The organism is Ningiella ruwaisensis (assembly GCF_004798935.1).
In the GTDB taxonomy this organism is placed as follows: Bacteria; Pseudomonadota; Gammaproteobacteria; order Enterobacterales; family Alteromonadaceae; genus Glaciecola; species Glaciecola ruwaisensis.
The window spans coordinates 1-17114 of sequence record NZ_RAHT01000013.1 but is presented as its reverse complement, the minus strand read 5'-3'; the positions used below and the strand labels follow the sequence as shown (position 1 = coordinate 17114).

Annotated in this window: 30 protein-coding genes; 5 read left to right on the top strand and 25 right to left on the bottom strand. The window is 41.0% G+C overall.

Translation table 11 applies throughout. The annotated features are described in order from the left end of the window. Position 1: 1 nt before the first annotated feature. The 25 genes from D6V41_RS17625 to D6V41_RS18285 form a co-directional block, all read right to left on the bottom strand. Positions 2-337 carry a head-tail connector protein gene (locus D6V41_RS17625; RefSeq protein WP_136252873.1) on the bottom strand — a complete coding sequence of 112 codons (336 nt, stop codon included), beginning with the start codon at positions 335-337 and terminating at the stop codon, positions 2-4. Then, positions 334-546, bottom strand: a complete 213-nt coding sequence (locus tag D6V41_RS17620; protein ID WP_136252872.1) for a hypothetical protein — start codon at positions 544-546, stop codon at positions 334-336. The genes D6V41_RS17625 and D6V41_RS17620 overlap by 4 nt, the downstream gene beginning before the upstream one ends. 29 nt (positions 547-575) lie before the next feature. After that, positions 576-1766, bottom strand: coding sequence for a phage major capsid protein (locus D6V41_RS17615; protein WP_136252871.1), 1191 nt, complete (start codon positions 1764-1766; stop codon positions 576-578). Between the two features lie 60 nt (positions 1767-1826). Continuing rightward, positions 1827-2474, bottom strand: a complete 648-nt coding sequence (locus tag D6V41_RS17610; protein WP_136252870.1) for an HK97 family phage prohead protease — start codon at positions 2472-2474, stop codon at positions 1827-1829. Then, positions 2458-3672, bottom strand: coding sequence for a phage portal protein (locus tag D6V41_RS17605; RefSeq protein WP_136252869.1), 1215 nt, complete (start codon positions 3670-3672; stop codon positions 2458-2460). The genes D6V41_RS17610 and D6V41_RS17605 overlap by 17 nt, the downstream gene beginning before the upstream one ends. Beyond that, on the bottom strand, positions 3672-5306 hold the full coding sequence (locus tag D6V41_RS17600) for a terminase large subunit (protein WP_136252868.1): 1635 nt from the start codon (positions 5304-5306) through the stop codon (positions 3672-3674). Before D6V41_RS17600 ends, D6V41_RS17605 begins: the two co-directional genes overlap by 1 nt. Then, a complete protein-coding gene (locus D6V41_RS17595; RefSeq protein WP_136252867.1) occupies positions 5307-5765 on the bottom strand; it encodes a phage terminase small subunit P27 family in 459 nt (152 codons plus the stop codon). It abuts the gene before it with no gap. Between the two features lie 98 nt (positions 5766-5863). Then, positions 5864-6205 carry an HNH endonuclease gene (locus D6V41_RS18555; protein ID WP_136252866.1) on the bottom strand — a complete coding sequence of 114 codons (342 nt, stop codon included), beginning with the start codon at positions 6203-6205 and terminating at the stop codon, positions 5864-5866. A gap of 116 nt (positions 6206-6321) precedes the next feature. After that, positions 6322-6675, bottom strand: a complete 354-nt coding sequence (locus tag D6V41_RS17585; protein ID WP_136252865.1) for an HNH endonuclease — start codon at positions 6673-6675, stop codon at positions 6322-6324. Next, positions 6665-6913 (bottom strand): hypothetical protein, encoded by a 249-nt coding sequence (locus D6V41_RS17580; protein ID WP_136252864.1) that lies wholly within the window; start codon positions 6911-6913, stop codon positions 6665-6667. Before D6V41_RS17580 ends, D6V41_RS17585 begins: the two co-directional genes overlap by 11 nt. A 15-nt stretch (positions 6914-6928) precedes the next feature. Further along, positions 6929-7423: a hypothetical protein gene (locus D6V41_RS17575; RefSeq protein ID WP_136252863.1), complete on the bottom strand. Its 495-nt coding sequence runs from the start codon at positions 7421-7423 to the stop codon at positions 6929-6931. Beyond that, on the bottom strand, positions 7420-7839 hold the full coding sequence (locus D6V41_RS17570; RefSeq protein ID WP_136252862.1) for a glycoside hydrolase family protein: 420 nt from the start codon (positions 7837-7839) through the stop codon (positions 7420-7422). The genes D6V41_RS17575 and D6V41_RS17570 overlap by 4 nt, the downstream gene beginning before the upstream one ends. Before the next feature lie 214 nt (positions 7840-8053). Next, on the bottom strand, positions 8054-8431 hold the full coding sequence (locus tag D6V41_RS17565) for a hypothetical protein (RefSeq protein ID WP_136252861.1): 378 nt from the start codon (positions 8429-8431) through the stop codon (positions 8054-8056). A gap of 45 nt (positions 8432-8476) precedes the next feature. After that, the gene (locus D6V41_RS17560; protein WP_136252860.1) at positions 8477-8698 is read right to left on the bottom strand and encodes a helix-turn-helix domain-containing protein; all 222 of its coding nucleotides are present in this window, start codon (positions 8696-8698) and stop codon (positions 8477-8479) included. Positions 8699-8700: 2 nt separating this feature from the next. After that, positions 8701-8886, bottom strand: coding sequence for a hypothetical protein (locus D6V41_RS17555; RefSeq protein ID WP_136252859.1), 186 nt, complete (start codon positions 8884-8886; stop codon positions 8701-8703). Continuing rightward, the gene (locus D6V41_RS18220) at positions 8883-9041 is read right to left on the bottom strand and encodes a hypothetical protein (protein WP_168711078.1); all 159 of its coding nucleotides are present in this window, start codon (positions 9039-9041) and stop codon (positions 8883-8885) included. The genes D6V41_RS17555 and D6V41_RS18220 overlap by 4 nt, the downstream gene beginning before the upstream one ends. Continuing rightward, positions 9038-9568: a recombination protein NinG gene (locus D6V41_RS17550; RefSeq protein WP_421907957.1), complete on the bottom strand. Its 531-nt coding sequence runs from the start codon at positions 9566-9568 to the stop codon at positions 9038-9040. Before D6V41_RS17550 ends, D6V41_RS18220 begins: the two co-directional genes overlap by 4 nt. Positions 9569-9665: 97 nt before the next feature. Beyond that, positions 9666-10097, bottom strand: coding sequence for a recombination protein NinB (locus D6V41_RS17545; protein ID WP_136252857.1), 432 nt, complete (start codon positions 10095-10097; stop codon positions 9666-9668). Continuing rightward, entirely contained in the window at positions 10094-11437 is a 1344-nt protein-coding gene (gene dnaB, locus D6V41_RS17540) for a replicative DNA helicase (protein ID WP_136252856.1), read from the bottom strand. Before dnaB ends, D6V41_RS17545 begins: the two co-directional genes overlap by 4 nt. After that, positions 11434-12165: a helix-turn-helix domain-containing protein gene (locus tag D6V41_RS17535; protein ID WP_206663277.1), complete on the bottom strand. Its 732-nt coding sequence runs from the start codon at positions 12163-12165 to the stop codon at positions 11434-11436. Before D6V41_RS17535 ends, dnaB begins: the two co-directional genes overlap by 4 nt. Beyond that, positions 12162-12740 carry a hypothetical protein gene (locus D6V41_RS17530; RefSeq protein ID WP_136252855.1) on the bottom strand — a complete coding sequence of 193 codons (579 nt, stop codon included), beginning with the start codon at positions 12738-12740 and terminating at the stop codon, positions 12162-12164. Before D6V41_RS17530 ends, D6V41_RS17535 begins: the two co-directional genes overlap by 4 nt. Continuing rightward, a complete protein-coding gene (locus D6V41_RS17525; RefSeq protein ID WP_136252854.1) occupies positions 12664-13788 on the bottom strand; it encodes an MT-A70 family methyltransferase in 1125 nt (374 codons plus the stop codon). The genes D6V41_RS17530 and D6V41_RS17525 overlap by 77 nt, the downstream gene beginning before the upstream one ends. Before the next feature lie 54 nt (positions 13789-13842). After that, positions 13843-13989 (bottom strand): hypothetical protein, encoded by a 147-nt coding sequence (locus D6V41_RS18215; protein WP_168711077.1) that lies wholly within the window; start codon positions 13987-13989, stop codon positions 13843-13845. 61 nt (positions 13990-14050) lie between these two features. After that, positions 14051-14281: a hypothetical protein gene (locus D6V41_RS17520; protein ID WP_136252853.1), complete on the bottom strand. Its 231-nt coding sequence runs from the start codon at positions 14279-14281 to the stop codon at positions 14051-14053. Positions 14282-14483: 202 nt separating this feature from the next. Beyond that, positions 14484-14660: a hypothetical protein gene (locus D6V41_RS18285; RefSeq protein ID WP_206663276.1), complete on the bottom strand. Its 177-nt coding sequence runs from the start codon at positions 14658-14660 to the stop codon at positions 14484-14486. A gap of 136 nt (positions 14661-14796) precedes the next feature. Between D6V41_RS18285 and D6V41_RS17515 the strand changes: the two genes are divergently transcribed. The 5 genes from D6V41_RS17515 to D6V41_RS17500 all read left to right on the top strand — a co-directional run. Next, positions 14797-15528, top strand: a complete 732-nt coding sequence (locus D6V41_RS17515; protein WP_241664593.1) for a S24 family peptidase — start codon at positions 14797-14799, stop codon at positions 15526-15528. A gap of 13 nt (positions 15529-15541) precedes the next feature. Beyond that, positions 15542-16117, top strand: coding sequence for a hypothetical protein (locus D6V41_RS17510; protein WP_136252852.1), 576 nt, complete (start codon positions 15542-15544; stop codon positions 16115-16117). A gap of 153 nt (positions 16118-16270) precedes the next feature. Further along, the gene (locus D6V41_RS17505) at positions 16271-16636 is read left to right on the top strand and encodes a hypothetical protein (protein WP_136252851.1); all 366 of its coding nucleotides are present in this window, start codon (positions 16271-16273) and stop codon (positions 16634-16636) included. Continuing rightward, positions 16633-16779, top strand: a complete 147-nt coding sequence (locus D6V41_RS18210) for a hypothetical protein (RefSeq protein ID WP_168711076.1) — start codon at positions 16633-16635, stop codon at positions 16777-16779. Before D6V41_RS17505 ends, D6V41_RS18210 begins: the two co-directional genes overlap by 4 nt. Further along, the coding region (locus tag D6V41_RS17500) for a DUF7666 domain-containing protein (protein ID WP_206663275.1) at positions 16772-17114 on the top strand (343 nt) is incomplete at its 3' end. The genes D6V41_RS18210 and D6V41_RS17500, both read left to right, overlap by 8 nt.

Here is a 17114-nt window from a genome sequence, read left to right as displayed (position 1 = left end):
ATCACGCGACACCTGCCATGTGTCGGTAAGGCCTTACCAAATAATCTAGCGCCATTGGTGTCTCATTCAAGCTAAGTGCGCTTGTAGACTCTCGATTAATAAACCAGTGGCCTATTAACATTAATGCGCCGAGCCGTAGTGACTCATTGAATACGATTGCGTTTCCTGGCGCGTTTTCATCATCGTCTAAATCTTGTTGAGTGGCGTATATTTTACGATTTATGAGGTTTTGAATCGCCAAAATAGCGCTCGGAATGACTTGCTCAAACCAAATATCAAAATCGTGCTCGTCTTGGTCTAAATTGCACTGCAAACGACACTCAGCAACACTTATCATTTTTTAGCCTTTACCTGTTTTTTGATGGGCTTTTTCACCTTATTTTGTGGTGTAGCGAGGGCTTTATTATCGTGCTCTGGCTTTGATTTCTCGCAAAAACCACTCTTTAAAGCATAATCAACAGCAACATCAGGGATAACATCGCCCTCTTTGATAGTGCTAGTTTGATTTCCATCAACATAGTATTTAAATTCTTTAATTGCTTTCATAATAAAAAAGGGGCACTAGGCCCCTCTCCTTAAGATGCTGCTTGTCTTAACACTTTGACTGCATTGCTGTCAGTCAACATGCCGCCAGTTCTACGAGTAGTGTAGAAATGTACAAACGGCTTGTTAGTGTATGGGTCGCGTAGCATGCGAGTGCCGATACGGTCTACGATGGTATAAGCGCGGTTGAAATTACCGAACAATATACCGTTAGCGTTGGCTGCTAGGTCTGGCACATCTTCATTTTCAACAATGCTGTAACCAAGCAAGGCAGAAGGTGCGCCAGCTTCCAAGCCTGGTCTCCACAGATAATTGCCCTCGCTATCTTTCAACTTGCGAATAGCTGAGACTGTCAAGCTATTCATCATGAAAGATGCGCCCATTCGATACGCTTTTTTCATCGAATGAATAAGGGTAATCAACTCGTCACCAGTAACGGCGGTTGTGCCTGCTGCCGTGATTCGCTGAATTTGACCAAAAGTACGAGTTGCATCAGGCGATGCTGATAGCGTGTGAGCCAAAATGCCTTTTGGCTTATTCGTACCGTTACCAGTTAAGAAAGCTTCACCCTCTTGCTCTGCAAACTCAGTCGCGACTTCGCTTGATATCCACGCTTCTGCATTAAAGAAGATATCATCAAGTGATTGCTGAGTTGCGGCTGGGTTTGCGTAAATCTCACCCATTGATGCAGTAAGTTGTGCTAAAGTTGGTGCGTCAGTTTCAGGACGAGCTGCTTCTTCACCTACCCAACCAGACGCTGCGCCGCCAAGATTAACTAGTTTGCGGTAGTTAGAGCCAGATACGGTAATAGCATTACAAACTTGACGCATGGGTGAAACATCACGCTCAAGCTCTAGGATTGCCCGATCTAGTTCTTCCGGTACAGCAAATCCGCCCTCTGCATCATCGCCTAAGTTAACCGCTTTGGTCTCAATCTTAGATGCATCGCCTTTGCGCATGAACTTCAAGAAACCTTCTTTATATTCATTTTTAGCATCATCAGTAATGCCAGGACGATTTTGTTGCTTTTGGAGCGTTTCAAGTTGCTTTTTGATTTGCTCCATTTCGCTAAGCTTTTCGTTCAAACCGTCAACTTTCTCACTAAGCTTTGACTTTTCTTGGTCAATCGCTTCTAACTGCTTATCATTGGCTGATTTAAACTCGTTAAACTTCGCGCCTAAGTCTTTAGCGACTTCCTCTATATCTTTTAATTCAACAGCCATTTTGGCCTCCTATAAAACGCAAAAAACCGCAATTAAGCGGCCTATGAATTTAGTTTTTAGTTAGTTAAATATGGATTTCAGCGCTGCGAGCGCCTTTTCTTCGTCTTTATCTGCATCTCGCAGAGCCTTGTAACCATTAGCCATGAATGCTTTTGATTGCGAACGTGTCAAACCTACATCGCGCAGGCATCTCTCAAATAAGGCGGGTTGAGGGATTTCGCCGGTTTTAAGGGCTGTCTTAACGTCCGATATTCTTGCTTCTTCGTTTGCAGGGAATGTAACGAGCGATACTTCCCATAAATCGATATCTTTTAGGATGAATGCATCTTTCTCGCTATCGTAATCATATTCATTCAATGAATAACCGATTGACAAACCGGTTATTGAACCGGCTTTAAGGTGTGCGTGAGCGCGTTTAGCTAGTGGATCATCATCAATTAACAATCTGCCTTTTAGTTTAAGGCCGACTTCGTCCTCTGACATTTCGGTGTAAATGCCAATAGGCTCATCCATTTTGTGTTGCCAAAGCATTGCGGGAAAACCGCTTTTACTTTTCCACTTATCAAGCGACTTTTGGAAAGCGCCCTTAACAACAATGTCGCTATAAGAGTCTTTAACCCCAAATACAGAGCCGTAACCCTCAAACTCTCCGCTATCTGATATAGACTTTACTTTAAAGCCTACATGCAGTTTATTCTTGGTCAGCATTTTCGCTTTCCTCTATTGGTTTACCGTTAATAGCCATATTTAACGGTGTAAGATAAATATCGCCGCCCTCTCGCGGGTTCATATCCTCTTTTTCTCTAATTTCATTAGGTGATAACGCACCTGCTTGTTGCAGTTTTGTATAAAACTCGGCGCGTGTTTTCATATCTCCACGCAATAACGCGTTGACGTTAAACTTTAAGAAGTATCTTGATTGCTCGTTTTCGGGTATTAGTGACAATCTAACGCGGTTTTCAATGCGTGTTATATGCGGCATGAGCGCCTCGCGCACAAATTGCAGGCTTTGGTGCTCAATGTTTGAGAATGTCGCTCTTTCTAAGTCACCAATCATATGCGGCGGCACTCTAAATAAGCCCGCAATCTCACTTCGTTGGTACTTTCTAGTTTCTAGAAACTGCGAATCCTCTGGTGATATAGCAACCTGTGTCCATTCGAGGCCACCTTCTAATATAAGAGGTTTGAAAGCGCCATCACCCGAATAGCTTTCAATCTGACCTTTTAAGCCGTTGAATTGCTCGTCAGTTAAGTTGCCTTGCGCTTTTAATACGCCAAATGGATTGGCGCCATTCTTAAATAGTCTAGACCCATGTCGTTCAGTTGCTTTTGCCAGACCTAAAGCGTTTCTAGCCTGCGATATGGGGCTTAAGCCGGTTACTCCGTCAACCGTCATTAACTTTATGTGTAAGATATCGCCAGAAGGCACGACTTGAGTAGTGCCATTTTTAAAGGTAACAGTGTATTCAACCGTGTAATCGTTGAGTAATTTTACAGAGACCGCGTCTGGTGCCATTGGCAAAAGTTCTGCTGGCCTGCCGTTTATGCGATTAATATATGAATAATGGTTTCCCTTTAACATTAAATGCGCGGTAATTAGCTCTTTATACTCTTGAGCCGTCATGTATTCATTAGGCGCCACATTAAAAAGCCGATGAACTGGATGCTCTAAGGCTTTTTCCTTACCTTTTTGGGTTTCAACCATCATCGATGATGGCAACATTCCGATTGATTCAGCAATAACCCTAATACACGAATAGACAGTTGTTATTTGTAACGCATTGGCTGATGTAATTTCTTCGCCAGCATCAGAGCTATACCATGACCCAAGCAAAGCGGCTAACTTCTCTGATGTATCTATAATCTCGGCATTCTTCCTGCCAAATAATCTATTAAATATACTCATTAAAGTGTTCTTATCCGTATTTCGGGTTTAGGATCTTCACCGGCTAGCATTCGATTAACAGCCATGAATAAAGCGACCATGCCGTCAATCTTGTTATCTTTATGCTCTTTATTGGGAAAGTAATTTTCATTTCGGTCTAGCTTCACAACGATGTTCGAAGCCATCCAATCCATGATAGGATTTTTATCTTTGACCAAATCGCCAGAAACCACTTTCGCTTCAACTTCTTTCATCGCTTCGCTAAAATTTTTCGTGGTTTGCGCTATCTCGACCATCGGCGCACCATCTCTCTCTAACCTTATTGCTAGTTGAGTCGAGCCCCAAGAGTCATATCCGATAGCCTTAACATCATAAGTCGATAGCATTTCGCGCAAGTCTTGCTCGATAACCTCGTGGTCGATAATGTCGCCATCAGTCAACGTTAAATAGCCCTGCTTAGCCCATGTGTCGTACATGTTGCCAAGATTGCGAGACTTGTTGTAAATCTGATTCTCAGGTAAATAGAATTTGCAAATGTAATGCAGTTTTTTACCTTCAGGGAAAGCGGCTACGATACCAGCCAAATCTTGTTTGTTTGCTAAATCTAACCCGATGTAACAAGGTAGTTGCTTCAAGTCAGCGGTTGATGTTTCCAACTTATCCCACTTAGCCATATCTAACCAAGCGGTTGCAACGTTCACCCAAACGTTAAGATGCTTAGTGAGAAAGTTATTTCTGGCGGCTGGCATCTCTAGCGCCTTGCCTGCCAACTCTCGCATGTTATCTAGTTTTTTAGATCTTCCGAGGTTTGGGTTCGCTTTGATCCAAACTTTTTCATCGAATGGATCATCATCTTCATCAAGAGTGAAAATAATACCAAAATAATAATCAGCATCAGCAACGCCGTTGAGTATCTTCGTAACATACTCGCGTTGCTCATAGCCTATGCCTTGCTTGTTAAACCCGGCTGTTGTTATCGCGAGGATAAGCGGTTGTTCTCTAGCGCCTGTAGCTGTCTCTACAACGTCCCAAACTTCACGCGTCTTGTGAGCGTGTATCTCGTCAATGATTGCGCAATGAATATTGAGACCGTCAAGCGTACCGGCATCAGAAGAAAGCGGCTCGAACTTGCTAGAGCTTGCTGTGTGATGGATATTCAACTTATGAACACCAAACACTTTCTTAAGCGGCGCAGACTTCTTTATCATGTTCTGCGCATCGCCAAAAACTATCCGAGCTTGGTCTCTTGTCGTTGCTGCGCTGTAAACCTCTGCGCCACCTTCTTTGTCAAAAGCGGTTAAGTAAAGCGCAACACCCGAACAGAATGTACTTTTTGAGTTTTTACGTGCTACTTCAACGTAAGCGGTTCTAAACCTTCTAGTGCCGTCTTTACGCTTGAAGCCAAACAGATTGATAAGTATGAAACTTTCCCAATCTGACAACTCGTATGGCTTTCCCGCTAACTTGCCTTTAACGTGACGGATAAAGTCAGGGAAAAAACTCAATACTGACTTTGCAGCATCTACATCGAAGTAAATATCATCGCGCTCTAAGTCATTTAAAAAGCGCTGGCATGCTTTTTTAACCCACTGACACGCAACAACATTCCCGCCAACAACATCAGCGGCGTACTGAACTGCAGATTGCAGAGACATTTACAGGCCGTATTTGTCCAGCAAATCGTCACCGTTAGGAGCTTCGACAGATAGCTTGGTTCTAGCTGATGGAGTCATACCAAACTGTTCATACATCATCTTAATTCTTCGCCAGGCATCGGCGCGCATAGGAACGGCTGGATTAGGCTTGATGATAGTATCGCCATTCATGTTTGTTGTGACTTGCGTCATACCAAGCTTCTCAATCTCTTTGCTGAGAGTTGAATATTCTTCCTCGGCTTCAACTAACTTTGTTAGAGCGCCAATATCTAAATCAGTCGTAATGCCGACCGGAGCAAGTTTGCCCGCCCAATACGTAAATCGTTTTTTAGCCCAAACTGAAAGCGTGCTAGGTGCGACCAGTTTCTTAACTTGGGGCTTTGGCTCTTTTTTATTTATGGCGCGCTTGCCTGGATTTCCCTCTAGTAATTTTAAAACTGTGGGTTTAGCTGCGCTCATTGGTTTACCATTTTTTCAATTCGAACTGCGGGCGTGTAAAAAAAGCTAGGCGGCGGTGTTGTAAAATCCTCTTGCTGAAGATTTTGGGTGCCCCTACCTTATCCTACAAGTAGTAGCTGTTCGCCTTCAAAATAATTATTACTTTTGTTTAGGTTGCAACTTCTGCAAAGAAGCTGAACATTTGATCTTGTGTGAGCGCCGCCTTTACTTAAAGGTATTATATGGTCTAGCTCTGGCGCTAACGGGGTTGTGAGGCCTCTATGCTTTTTATTAAGCTTTACCTTACAGCATTGGCACCGCCATTTATCCCTAACAAATATATCCAAAGGGTCGAATGACTCAGAGTCTAATCCTTTCTCTATTGCTCTTCGCTTTGCCTTACACTTCCGTCTTACTAACTTATCTAGGATGATTCGACAATCATCACTGCAAACCTTCATATGGTGACTGGATATAACACAGTATGTTATACCGCAACACGCGCACTCTTTTTCTCTTTCAGCCGCTAAGCCTAGCCAACGCTAAATATTATACACTAATTAGTAAAATAGTTTATTTATTCTTTAGCTGTTTTTTTTCTATGACAATCAACACATAATATTTGAAGATTGCTAAGTGAGTCCGTTCCACCTCGACTCTTAGGTATTATATGGTCACATTGATTGCCTGTAACCGCTTTACCTTTCTTTAAGCATATTTGACATAAATGATTGTCACGCTCTAGTACTATTTTACGTAACTTACGCCACTCCCAACCATAGCCGCGCTTTGTGTCGTTGCCTTTCAATCTTTCGTTGTTGTGCCAACCTGCTCTATCTTTATGAGCTTCACAATATCCTCTGTGACTATGGTCTTTAACTATATTGCCGCATGAGTTAACACGACATGCTTTACCTGGCCTAGTTGGCATTACTTATAAGCTTATCAAGCTTTGAATCTATTAAATCTAATCGCTTCTCTATGCGTCTTAAATCTTCCGCACGTTGCGCTTTCAAAAACTCGATTGACTGAGCGTTAGCTGATATGAGTTTGTCTTGTTCACTAAAGTATGTGAAGCCGCCAACAACTATGATAATAGTAGTAAGTATGTGACCTACACTGACTGACTTCTCTATGTGCCAATCTTTCTTTGATATGAGGTCGCTCATTACTACTTAATACCTTTAATTAATCTTAAATTTGCTTTTTTCAGCACTTGAGCGAGTCGTCCCCACCCAATAAGCGATTGAGTCGCCCCACTTAGCCAGTAATGCACCAAATAAAAGGTTTGCCAATGTGCTGTTTTGCTCTGGTATCTCGGTTGCGAAAATTGCATAGCCGCCTAGTAAGACCATAATTGTAAGAGAGCAACATATAACCGCAGGCATTCTGCTGAATTTGTGATGCTCTCTAGCGCTCTGCTTGTCTTTAAGTTCAGCATCCAACGTTTGAAATGTTATTTCGCGAAAGTGCTGCTCATCTTCGAGCTCAAGCTGTCTTACTTTGACTGCGGCGTCTGGATTGTTTTTTAATTCTAGGGCTACCGCTTCAGGAGTATTTTCAACGCCTAGTTTATGCGCAATCAATCCACCAATCGCCGTACCTGCTGGACCACCTAATGCAGTACCAACCAAAGGAGCAATTTTGCCAACGGTGTTTTTTATATCTGACCAGTTCACTGCCATTCACCTGTTCGCATTTGCTCGCTAAGCACTTTTGCTCTCATGCCAACTTGTTTAGCCCATTTGCTATCTAGCATTTCTATCGATGCTGTTAAATATTGTTGATTACGATATGCATCTAATGTCTTTTTGAATGCGAGTAATCCAGCAACGCCAAGATTGAACGCCATATTTATCACTACTGCGCGTCTAGCATCGTTGTGTTTGCTTGATAATAATTCGTGTCGTGCAAGCGATTGCTCTACATCAGATACATCATTTAAGAGCATCTCTTCTGCTTCATCTGCACTTATGCCTTTTGATTCTAAATTGCGACCATATCCTATCGTTAAATAACCCGCAGTGCATTTGTAAGGCTTTAATCTTAAACCCTCATGCAACTTTATTTGCTCGAGCATCTTTTGATAGTTCATTTAGACTCACGCATAAAATTAACCCCTCACAGGGCGCTGTTATTATGGGTAGCGGGAGGGGTGTTGTCATATTAAAAAGCCCCGCATAAGCAGGGCAAATGGAAGACATAAAAAAAGCCGCTACTCTGGCGACTTTGTATCAGAGAGTAGAAAACCCGATGATAAATGATATTTTAAATCCATCATGGGGTGATTCGCAACACTATAAATAGTGCTAAGCAACCTCATGTAAGCCAAGTTCAGCTTCGATAAATGCCTCCCCCGATTTAAGTATTAAAGTTGCTTTATTTTCCCCGCACTTTAGCGCATCAGCAAGCATAGGGATATTATATCTATCTTTGTAGTAAAGAGTGATAGCAATGTATCTTGGTGCATATTTCTTTAGATTCCGGTAATTATCCATATTTTTTTTGTTCTTATCGGCTATCTTGAGCTTTCCAACTGCCATATCTATTGCGAGGCCTATACCGTCATCAATCCAGTGGTCATTATCATAAGTTGGGGTCTCCAGACTTCCAGAGCCAAGTCCTGAGCAAGACCAAGCGCCCCATTGTTTCAGAAGTTCTGTCACATCATGATCATAGATGTTCATAATCTAGCTCTCCTAAAATATCTAATATGTAATGAAGTCCGCCAATTATGCACTCTGACTCCTTGCTAGTTTTATTTCTTGTTCTAAGTTGAAGTTGTAAAAATCTACTATCAGCAGTAAATCTTCAAAGCGAATTCTAGACTTACCATTTTCCCACATATAAATTTGATTAACGCCAAAACCAAACATCTCGGCCATTTCCTTTTGCTGAATGCCCACCCTTTTTCGTATATTTCGTATAATTAAGGCTGATACTGGCAAGCTCATTCTCAATACTCATTCTGCTCTGCTATCCGCTCTCGCTTTCTGCGCTCATGATCTTCTAGGTCATACGTTCTATCGATAGTCTCAAACTCTTGGTGGCATTCGTTGCATATCCATCCGTATTGACTTGTATTAATTAACGGAGAGTCTATGCCGCATCCGGTGCACATTGGCTCGTGGTCTCGGTTCATAACTTCAATTCCTTTTCTAGCGCCAGTTGTTCACGCTTTTCTTCAATTCGTCTACGCGTTTCACGGTCTTTTATTTTCTTGGCGCTTAAAGCGATTTGGCGAAAGCGTTCGGGTTTATAGTATTGCTTGAAGTTGTCTTGACTTAAGTTGTTCATGCTGCGTCCTTTTTTAATTCTCTGATTAATTTGCGGTAATGCGCTTTCATTTCAGCAATATCCTTTTTCGTGTAGTGACGAGGTTCGTGGTCATTCTCTAGTCGCTCTACTTCCTCAAGTCCTATCTTGTTAATTAAATTGATTCGATAGTTGATAAGATTGCCAGATAGATGGTTGTTACATGCTGAGCATTGCGCGTGTACATTATTTTCATCAAAGCGCAGATTTGGTCTTGCCCCTCTTGTTAGATAATGACCGGCGTGTATTTGGCCTTGGTGAAACCGTTGGCAACTGATGCAAGGCTCGTCTTTATCTCTTAAACGAATAAATTCATTAAAGATGGGTTGCAGCTCTGCGATAATGTTTGTGAGCGTCTTAAGCTTTTCTTTGCGCTCTTTGAGCCTTTTGCGCTCTGCTTTGCTTCTCTCTTGCCTGCTCAGTGCTAAAGCGCAAACTTGAGAGCATACTTTCTGCATGCTTGTGTAGCTTGGGTTGAACTTAGTTTTGCAGACTTTGCAAGTTTTCACGAAAACACCAATACCAGCATAAAAGCAAAAACAAGCCCTGTAATCGCCGCACAAGCGACAATGACTGACCAGCATATGAGTCGTTCTAGTTTGTAGTTCACTTTTCTTCCCCCATTGCTTGCCAGTAAAGGTCGTCTGGATGCGTAAATTTGCAGGCGTATGTCGTAAGCGCCCAGCCGTCATAATGGTTGAGAAATTCAGTCATTTCTTTGGTGTTTAGTTTCTTTGTTTCAGCGCGAACAATAATGGGTTCACCGAGTCCGTCAATGACACGCTTGGGTAATAGCTTTGATACGACATACTCATGAATATCATCAGTGCTAAAAGTGCCGCCTTGTGTGTCAAGAATGTGCTTGGCTAGTTCGCCATGCCATTTCCATAAGAGTCTGTTTTGAGCTTGTGAGCGCGTGAATTGTTGAGGGCCGAACTTAATAGCGCACTTTCCAAAGTCTCTTATCACTTCTCGAATAGCCGCGCCGACACTTTGCATTTGTTCGGGCTTTGAGATAACGCAGGTTTGAGGTTTCATGCTGTAAACCTCTCTTTAAATGTTTTATTTTGCTTCTTTACTGGTCGCCTATTTGTTTCTAGAAATTTAGAGATCGCACCGTTAAATTCAGTGTAAACTGTACCTACAACACCCATTCTAGATTTAGATATTATTATTTCAGCGAGACCCTCGTTTGGTGATTCTTCCTCATACATTTCGTCTCTATAAATGAATATTATCTCTTCCGCGTCTTGCTCTATTTGGCCTGATTCTCTCAAGTCTGAATTAAGTGGTCGCTTATCTCTCCTTTCCTCACATTTTCTACTTAACTGGCTTAAAGCAAGCACGGGGCATTCAAACTCTTTTGCTAGCGCTTTTAAGTCTCTCGATATTTGGCTGATTTCTTGGGTTCTGTTTTCTGGGTTCTTACCGCTTATTAGCTGTATGTAATCAACGACTACAAGTGATACTTTTCCATGTTTTTTGACATACTGTCTGGTCTCGTATCGAATGAGATCTGTAGTTATTGAACCGTTATCAATTATCTCTAAATTGGTTTTCTTAAGCCTTGCCATTGCATCAGTTATTGCAGTCCAGTCTCTATCTTCCAACAATTTAGGCTTCAATAAGTTTTGGAGAAGCACGTTAGCGTTTGATGCTATTATTTTTTGCATTATCTGGACGCGTGGCATTTCAACGGAAAATAACAGAGGGAAACCGCCATTCATCGCTTCGTTCTCAAGCATGTTGAGTGCAAGAGAAGTTTTTCCCATTCCTGGTCTTGCTGCCAAAACAATCAAAGTAGATTTTTTTAACCCGTTTATTTTTCTGTCAATGCAGTCAATTCCTGTTGAAATACCCATCAAACTATTATTCGACTCAACTCTTTTTCTCAAGTCGTCGAACGTTTCTTTCAATGCAGCTGTAGCGCTATTATCTTTCGTATTTACTTTTATTTTACCGCTAACTTGAGATAGAGACTTTTCAGCATCGCTTAATAATTCAATTACACTTTCTTGAGGTTGATATGCGCACTCTACAATTGAATGGCATGTTTGAATTAGTTCTCTTTGTATTGCTTTATCTTTAATAGTTTGCGCATAAACAACCGCGTTTTTTGGTGAAGATGACTGTCTAGCGATCTCAATTAAGTAAGCAAAGTCCAGTTCTTGGTGTGGTGCTAATGTGTTAACGTCAACAGCCTTTCCTTTGCGTAAGTCTTTTTCAATAAACTTAAATATTTCGCGGTTCGCCTGATAATAAAAGTCCGATTCATTTACTAGGTGTGCGATATCATCAAAAACAGAGTTGTTTACTAAAATAGTGCCTAACAAAGCTTGTTCGGCTGCGCCATTGTAAGGCGGTATAAGTTGGTTCATACTGCCACCTCACAGTTAAAGTCTCTCCATTGTTTTTGAGTGAAATATTTTTCAGGCATCATCCTTTCAAACCTATCGAAAGCAGACCTTCTGTTATTCTCTCTGGCCTCAGCTATTTCAATGTGAACATAATTGCAGAAGTCACACATCTGGTTTATTTCGTACCGAAACCATTCAGCGCCTTTTTTCTCAATCATCGAAACAGGGAAAAGCAAATTGAACTTGGTTTCACTATGGCCTTTTGGGGCATCATTGGTCGTGCCCGCCATCTTCTTAGCTTGTCGCCATGTTAACCAAAAGTGTTCAAAAGCTTTCTTTCTCAATTGACTAGTATTTTGCGCAGGTTGGGTCGAAGACCCGACATTCTGATTGACAGGTTCTAAAGAACTGACAGGATCGGGTGACTCTGTGTCACTAGGGGGTAGTGACTCTGTGTCACTAGGGGGTGACACTCTGACACCATCTAAACTTAAATTGTACAGGTTGCTTGTGTTGCCTTTTTCACCTTTTCTTTTCTGTTTAGTGAGAAAACCCATTTCTATAAGCTTGTCGATGTGACGCATAGCTGTTCGTTTGGATATTTCACACACCTTGGCTATGTTTTCATAACTTGGCCAGCATTCACCTTTGTCGTTTGCGTTATCGGCTAGCTTTAATAAAACGATCTTGGTGACTGGGTTGCCTGTCTCAATTTGCATAGCAGAGAACATCATTTTAATACTCATCATTCAACCTCTACTTTTGCGCAATGCGAATACGCAATTTCTTGCATAACAACTTTTATAGGTACAAGCAAACCTGCTGTTGTATAACCTTTGTTGGGTTGCATAAAGGTTACATATTGCTTATGCCATTTGTTTTTATTTTTAACGTAGGCTCTCTGTAGTTGAGGGACTGGCAACAAAAAACACTTCCCCGACTTCTTGAAAACATAAAGTATGTAATCGCAAAGAAGCTCTTTTTCTACCCACCCAGGCGTGTTGTGTTCAACGCTACTTTTGAACTCAATAAAAAACTTTTCGTAATCTCCATCAATTAGTTTTTCATCGACTTTTACAGTCTTGCTATTAGTTAAAATTATAACCCTGTCAACACCGCACCTTTGGCCTAAACCATCCGTTAAGTTGTCAGCCATGCTGGAATAATTAACGAAAAGCTTGCGATATGCCCGCTCCCATATTGCAAGGCTCGCATCTTCATGGGATGCTTTTAAATCATCTTTAAAATTACGCTGCATCACTTTGATTACCCCATACATTCCAGCCCTCTCTTGGGCTTCTGCAAAACATCTCAAGCTTTTCAAGTTCTGGGTACATCTTCTCTATAGCTTCAATGACCTGCTCTGGCTTGGCGCTATGCTTGGTTGATGGAGTTGAGAATATTGATCTAAACCTGTTTTGAGGCTCTGGCGTTGGAATATCGCCTTTAGTTGCTACAATTAAGAATTCGTGTTGAACTCTAAAGAAGTAGCCCATTCCCATTTTCTGCTTATCCCAAACAGCGCTAGCTCTGTACTTAAACCCCCAGCTTTTAAGTACATCAAAGCATTTTTCCATCATTGCTGTTGTTACCCACATAAACAGAATGCAATTATCAGCCGCCGGAACGTCAAGTTCGCAAATTTCATCAATTGACATGGTTGGGTATTGATTCTCTATTTTTCTATTTTCTGTTGCTGTCTCATAGCGCCAAGGTGGATCAGCGTAGATAAGGGGATACTTCTTATCTGATGGTAGAATGCTGTTCCCTTTACTTATTTCTGTAATTTTTTCTATTCGGTTTTTGCGAAGGTCGGCTTTTCTAATTTCTTTGTAAGCGGCATTTATTGATATCTCACCACTACGCAACTTAGCCTTAGTATCTTCATCGGCCTTTTCGAGTATTTTTTCGGCTTTGGAAATGGTATCGTGGGAGACTTCGGCGCGCTTAGAGAGTTCCGCGCGAGTGTCTACTTTATCTATAGCCTTTGCAGAATTCTGCAAACCCTTTCCATTATTTTTACCAGCTTCAACTAAGTTCTCCTTCGCCCTCTCAGCAATAAGCGGCTTAGCTTTAAGCGCCAGTTCTGCCCTGACGAATGGAGGGAGGTTTCTTCGTCCAAACTGGTTGTTTATCATCCATAGTTTGGCTTCATTTTCGTCCTCAAAGTCCATCGGATGAACTTCAAACCTTAGTTCATTTTTATGTGCAATATCGTATCGGTTGTGCCCATCTAGGATGAAACCTTGCCAAATAACTATAGGTTCTCTTATAATGCCATCTGAGAGGATATTTTGTTCAAGCTGTTCTCGCTCCGAATCGCTTAGCGGTGGAATTAAATCTTTAAATTCTGGTTTTATTCTTAGTATCATTTTATACCTCTTATTAGCCCGCAGTGTTCGCGCACTTATGCGGGCTTTTATTGTTTATGTATCCATCCATCTTTGGTGAAAGCATTCTTGGCAAAGAGTGCACTCAACAACTTCGTCATGAATCTCTTTAGCGTATGGGCAGTAAGTCCGTTTAACCGTTTCATCTTCGCTTTCATCTACTCCGCAACGATCACACTTCATAAACCACCTTTAAATTAATGAGCGTTTAACCTTAAATAGCCTATAACGCACAAGGTCGGCTTTAAATTCTAATTATTGGTTTTACTTTTCTTCCAGCGGGCATATCTAGCCATTCACCTTGCGGTAGTGGAGCGCAAACAACATAGAACTTATTACTTTCTGGTTTTTTAGGTCTTAATACCTGCATGTATTTTTGACCTTTCCAAAAAAACCTATCTTTAAAATTTAAACTTCTTATTGTTTTCATTATTTCTACCAACTGAGCTAAATACCCTGTATCCGTAAAACCCATCGATGATTGACTCGTCTCTCTACGTCTTTACCGACCCATATACAGGGAGTTCATAAAGCCAATCTCGATAAGTGCCCTCTTTCGCCATTGGCGGGCCACCAACCATGAAAGCAATTCACGCTTTGGCTTGCACATTCGGCTTGTCTTGTGTTCCATGCGAGATATAACTAGATACACAAGGGCCTCGCATGTGCCAGACGTCTCAAGCTGCTTTCTTTGACGCTCGTATCTGAATCATCATTTTTTTATCTGCCTCAGTCGGTTTGTACCCAAGCGCTTCAGCTATTTTTGCAACTCTTGATTTTGGCTTGTACAAAAGGCAATGGCTCGCATAAACCTCAGAGTATTGGCTTTTTTCTAGAAACTCTTTAAACGTCATTTCTGAACCTTTTAGTAAATTATCTTGACATTATTTTACTATGTTAGTAAATTTTAGCAATAGTAATTTACTATTTTAGTTATTTAATAGTAATTTGCAATGTTTAAGATGTATGGAAAACATCGAGGGATAAATTATGGACGTTAAAGATATTAGATTGCAGAACATGCTTTACTTGATTAAGACTGAAACAAACGGAGATCAAACGCTTTTTAGTGAGAAAGTAGATTTACAACCAGCAGAAATTAGTCAAATAAAGAATAAATCAAGTAAAAGAAATATTGGACCAAAAGTAGCAAGGAGGATTGAAGCGGCTTTTGATAAGCCAAAATACTGGTTAGATAAAGATCATAGCGGCAATTTCTATGATTTACATGCCCATTCACTAAGCGCCCACTCGCAAATAGGCGTTGTGAACGTATGGGATAGTTCAACACCGTTATCTGATAACGAAGTAGAGGTACCGTATTATATGGAAGTAGAATTAGCAGCAGGTTCTGGCTTTGACGCTATGACCGAAGTAAAAGGCCCAACACTTAGATTCAATAAAGGATTTTTAAGGCGCAAGGGCGTAGCTATTGAAAATGCAGCATGTGTAAAGGTTTCTGGTAATAGCATGGAGCCAAGACTTAACAGCGGTGATGTTGTGGCGATAGATAGAGGCAACACAAAAATAGTTGATGGTGACACATACGCTATAAATCACGATGGTTTGCTGAGAATTAAGCGATTATATTTGTTGCCCGGTGGTGGCCTTCGCATAAATAGCTTTAACAGTGAAGAATATCCCGATGAAAACCTAAGCGCAAAAGAGCGAGAGCTTGTAAAAGTTATTGGACGGGTATTTCACTCGATTTCGGATTGGTAAAAGGAAAATAATAATGAAAAAAATATTATTGATTGCAGCAATAGCTATAAGCGGTTGCCAGTCGACCGGAAATATGTTTACTAACATGTGTCAAATCAAAGAAGAGATCGACACGTTTACCAATCAAGTTCGCGTTGATTTTACTAAATGCTGGGTAGCTGCTGGTGAGTCTGTGTGGGATATGCCAATACATAAATTTGGCTTTACGTGGTATGAAGCTCACCCTGAGAGAATACGTGTTAACTTAACTTACGACTCTACCGTTGACGCTGGGGGATATACAAACTTTGAATCTCTTCTCATCAACATAGATGGCAATATTAAAGAGAGAGTCGAATTTGGCCGCACAATTCTTGGTGATTCTGGTTATAACAGTGTGAGCAACACTATTTATACCGACTCAAGCGCCGGTGCATTTATTGATATTGAGACTTTCGAACAGATGCTAAGGTCTGATGATGTTAGATTGCGCGTCAATACAAGTGATGGCTATAGTGATTATGTTTTTCATATCTCTGAACTTGGCATGACAAAGTATGCAAAGTACGATTTACCTAATTATCTAATGACAATTAACAAGCACAGATAAATATATCTTTGATAAATCTAAGCCCGCTTCGGCGGGTTTTTTAATGCCTGGCAAAAATAATAGTAAATTAAAATTTATTTAATTAGTAAAATTACTTGACTATGTTTACTACAATAGTAAAATAAATACCAAGTCAACAAACAGGCAAAGACAATGACCGAGATAATTAAAGGCTTTAGTGCAGCTCAAACGGTTTACGAAAACCGCCAGCCGCAAGAGGTTCAAGAGTTTAACTTTAACGACACACACGTTTGCAAAGCTGTAAACGATTTAGAGCGCGGATTAAAAATACACGGCATTTCATATCATGACGTTGTTGAAGCGTTCACTGACGACTCATTAGGCGGCAATTCAGCCATCGGCATGCCTGATATAGCCAACAAGCTGAATTTCTATCACCTACGCGGTGATGATGATCTAGCGAACAAGATTAGAACAAAGTGGTTTGGAATTTTTATATTCCAATACGCACATGACCTTTTGGCTGAAAACGGCTACCCGAAGGAGTGGAAAGAATGATTATTAAATTAATTCACTTTGATTATTTAGGCGCTTGGAATGAGCGCTCAAGACTAAAAAAGCTTGGTTTCATGTTTGACATTAAGCCACACGCCAACGGCTGGCGCTTAGTGCGCCAAGGATGGAGATATAACAATGGATAAGAAAATTGCATACAAAGGTTTGAATAAAGATTTAACTTGCCTAGGATTTCAGTATGAGGTTGGCAAAACATATAAGCATGATGGCGATGTTGTTAAGTGTGCTGAGGGTGGATTTCATTCATGCGAGAGCCCGATAGATATCTTCAACTATTACGACCCAGCCTATTCTGTATTTTATGAAGTTGAGGTGTCTGGGGATATTGATAGCGATGAAGACGACTCAAAGATTGCTAGCGCTGAAATAACGTTAAAAGCTGAAATTAAACTGCCGGATTTAATTACTAAGGCTGTTGATTACATTGTCAGCAAGTGCGAACCGAACAATAAAAAGCACG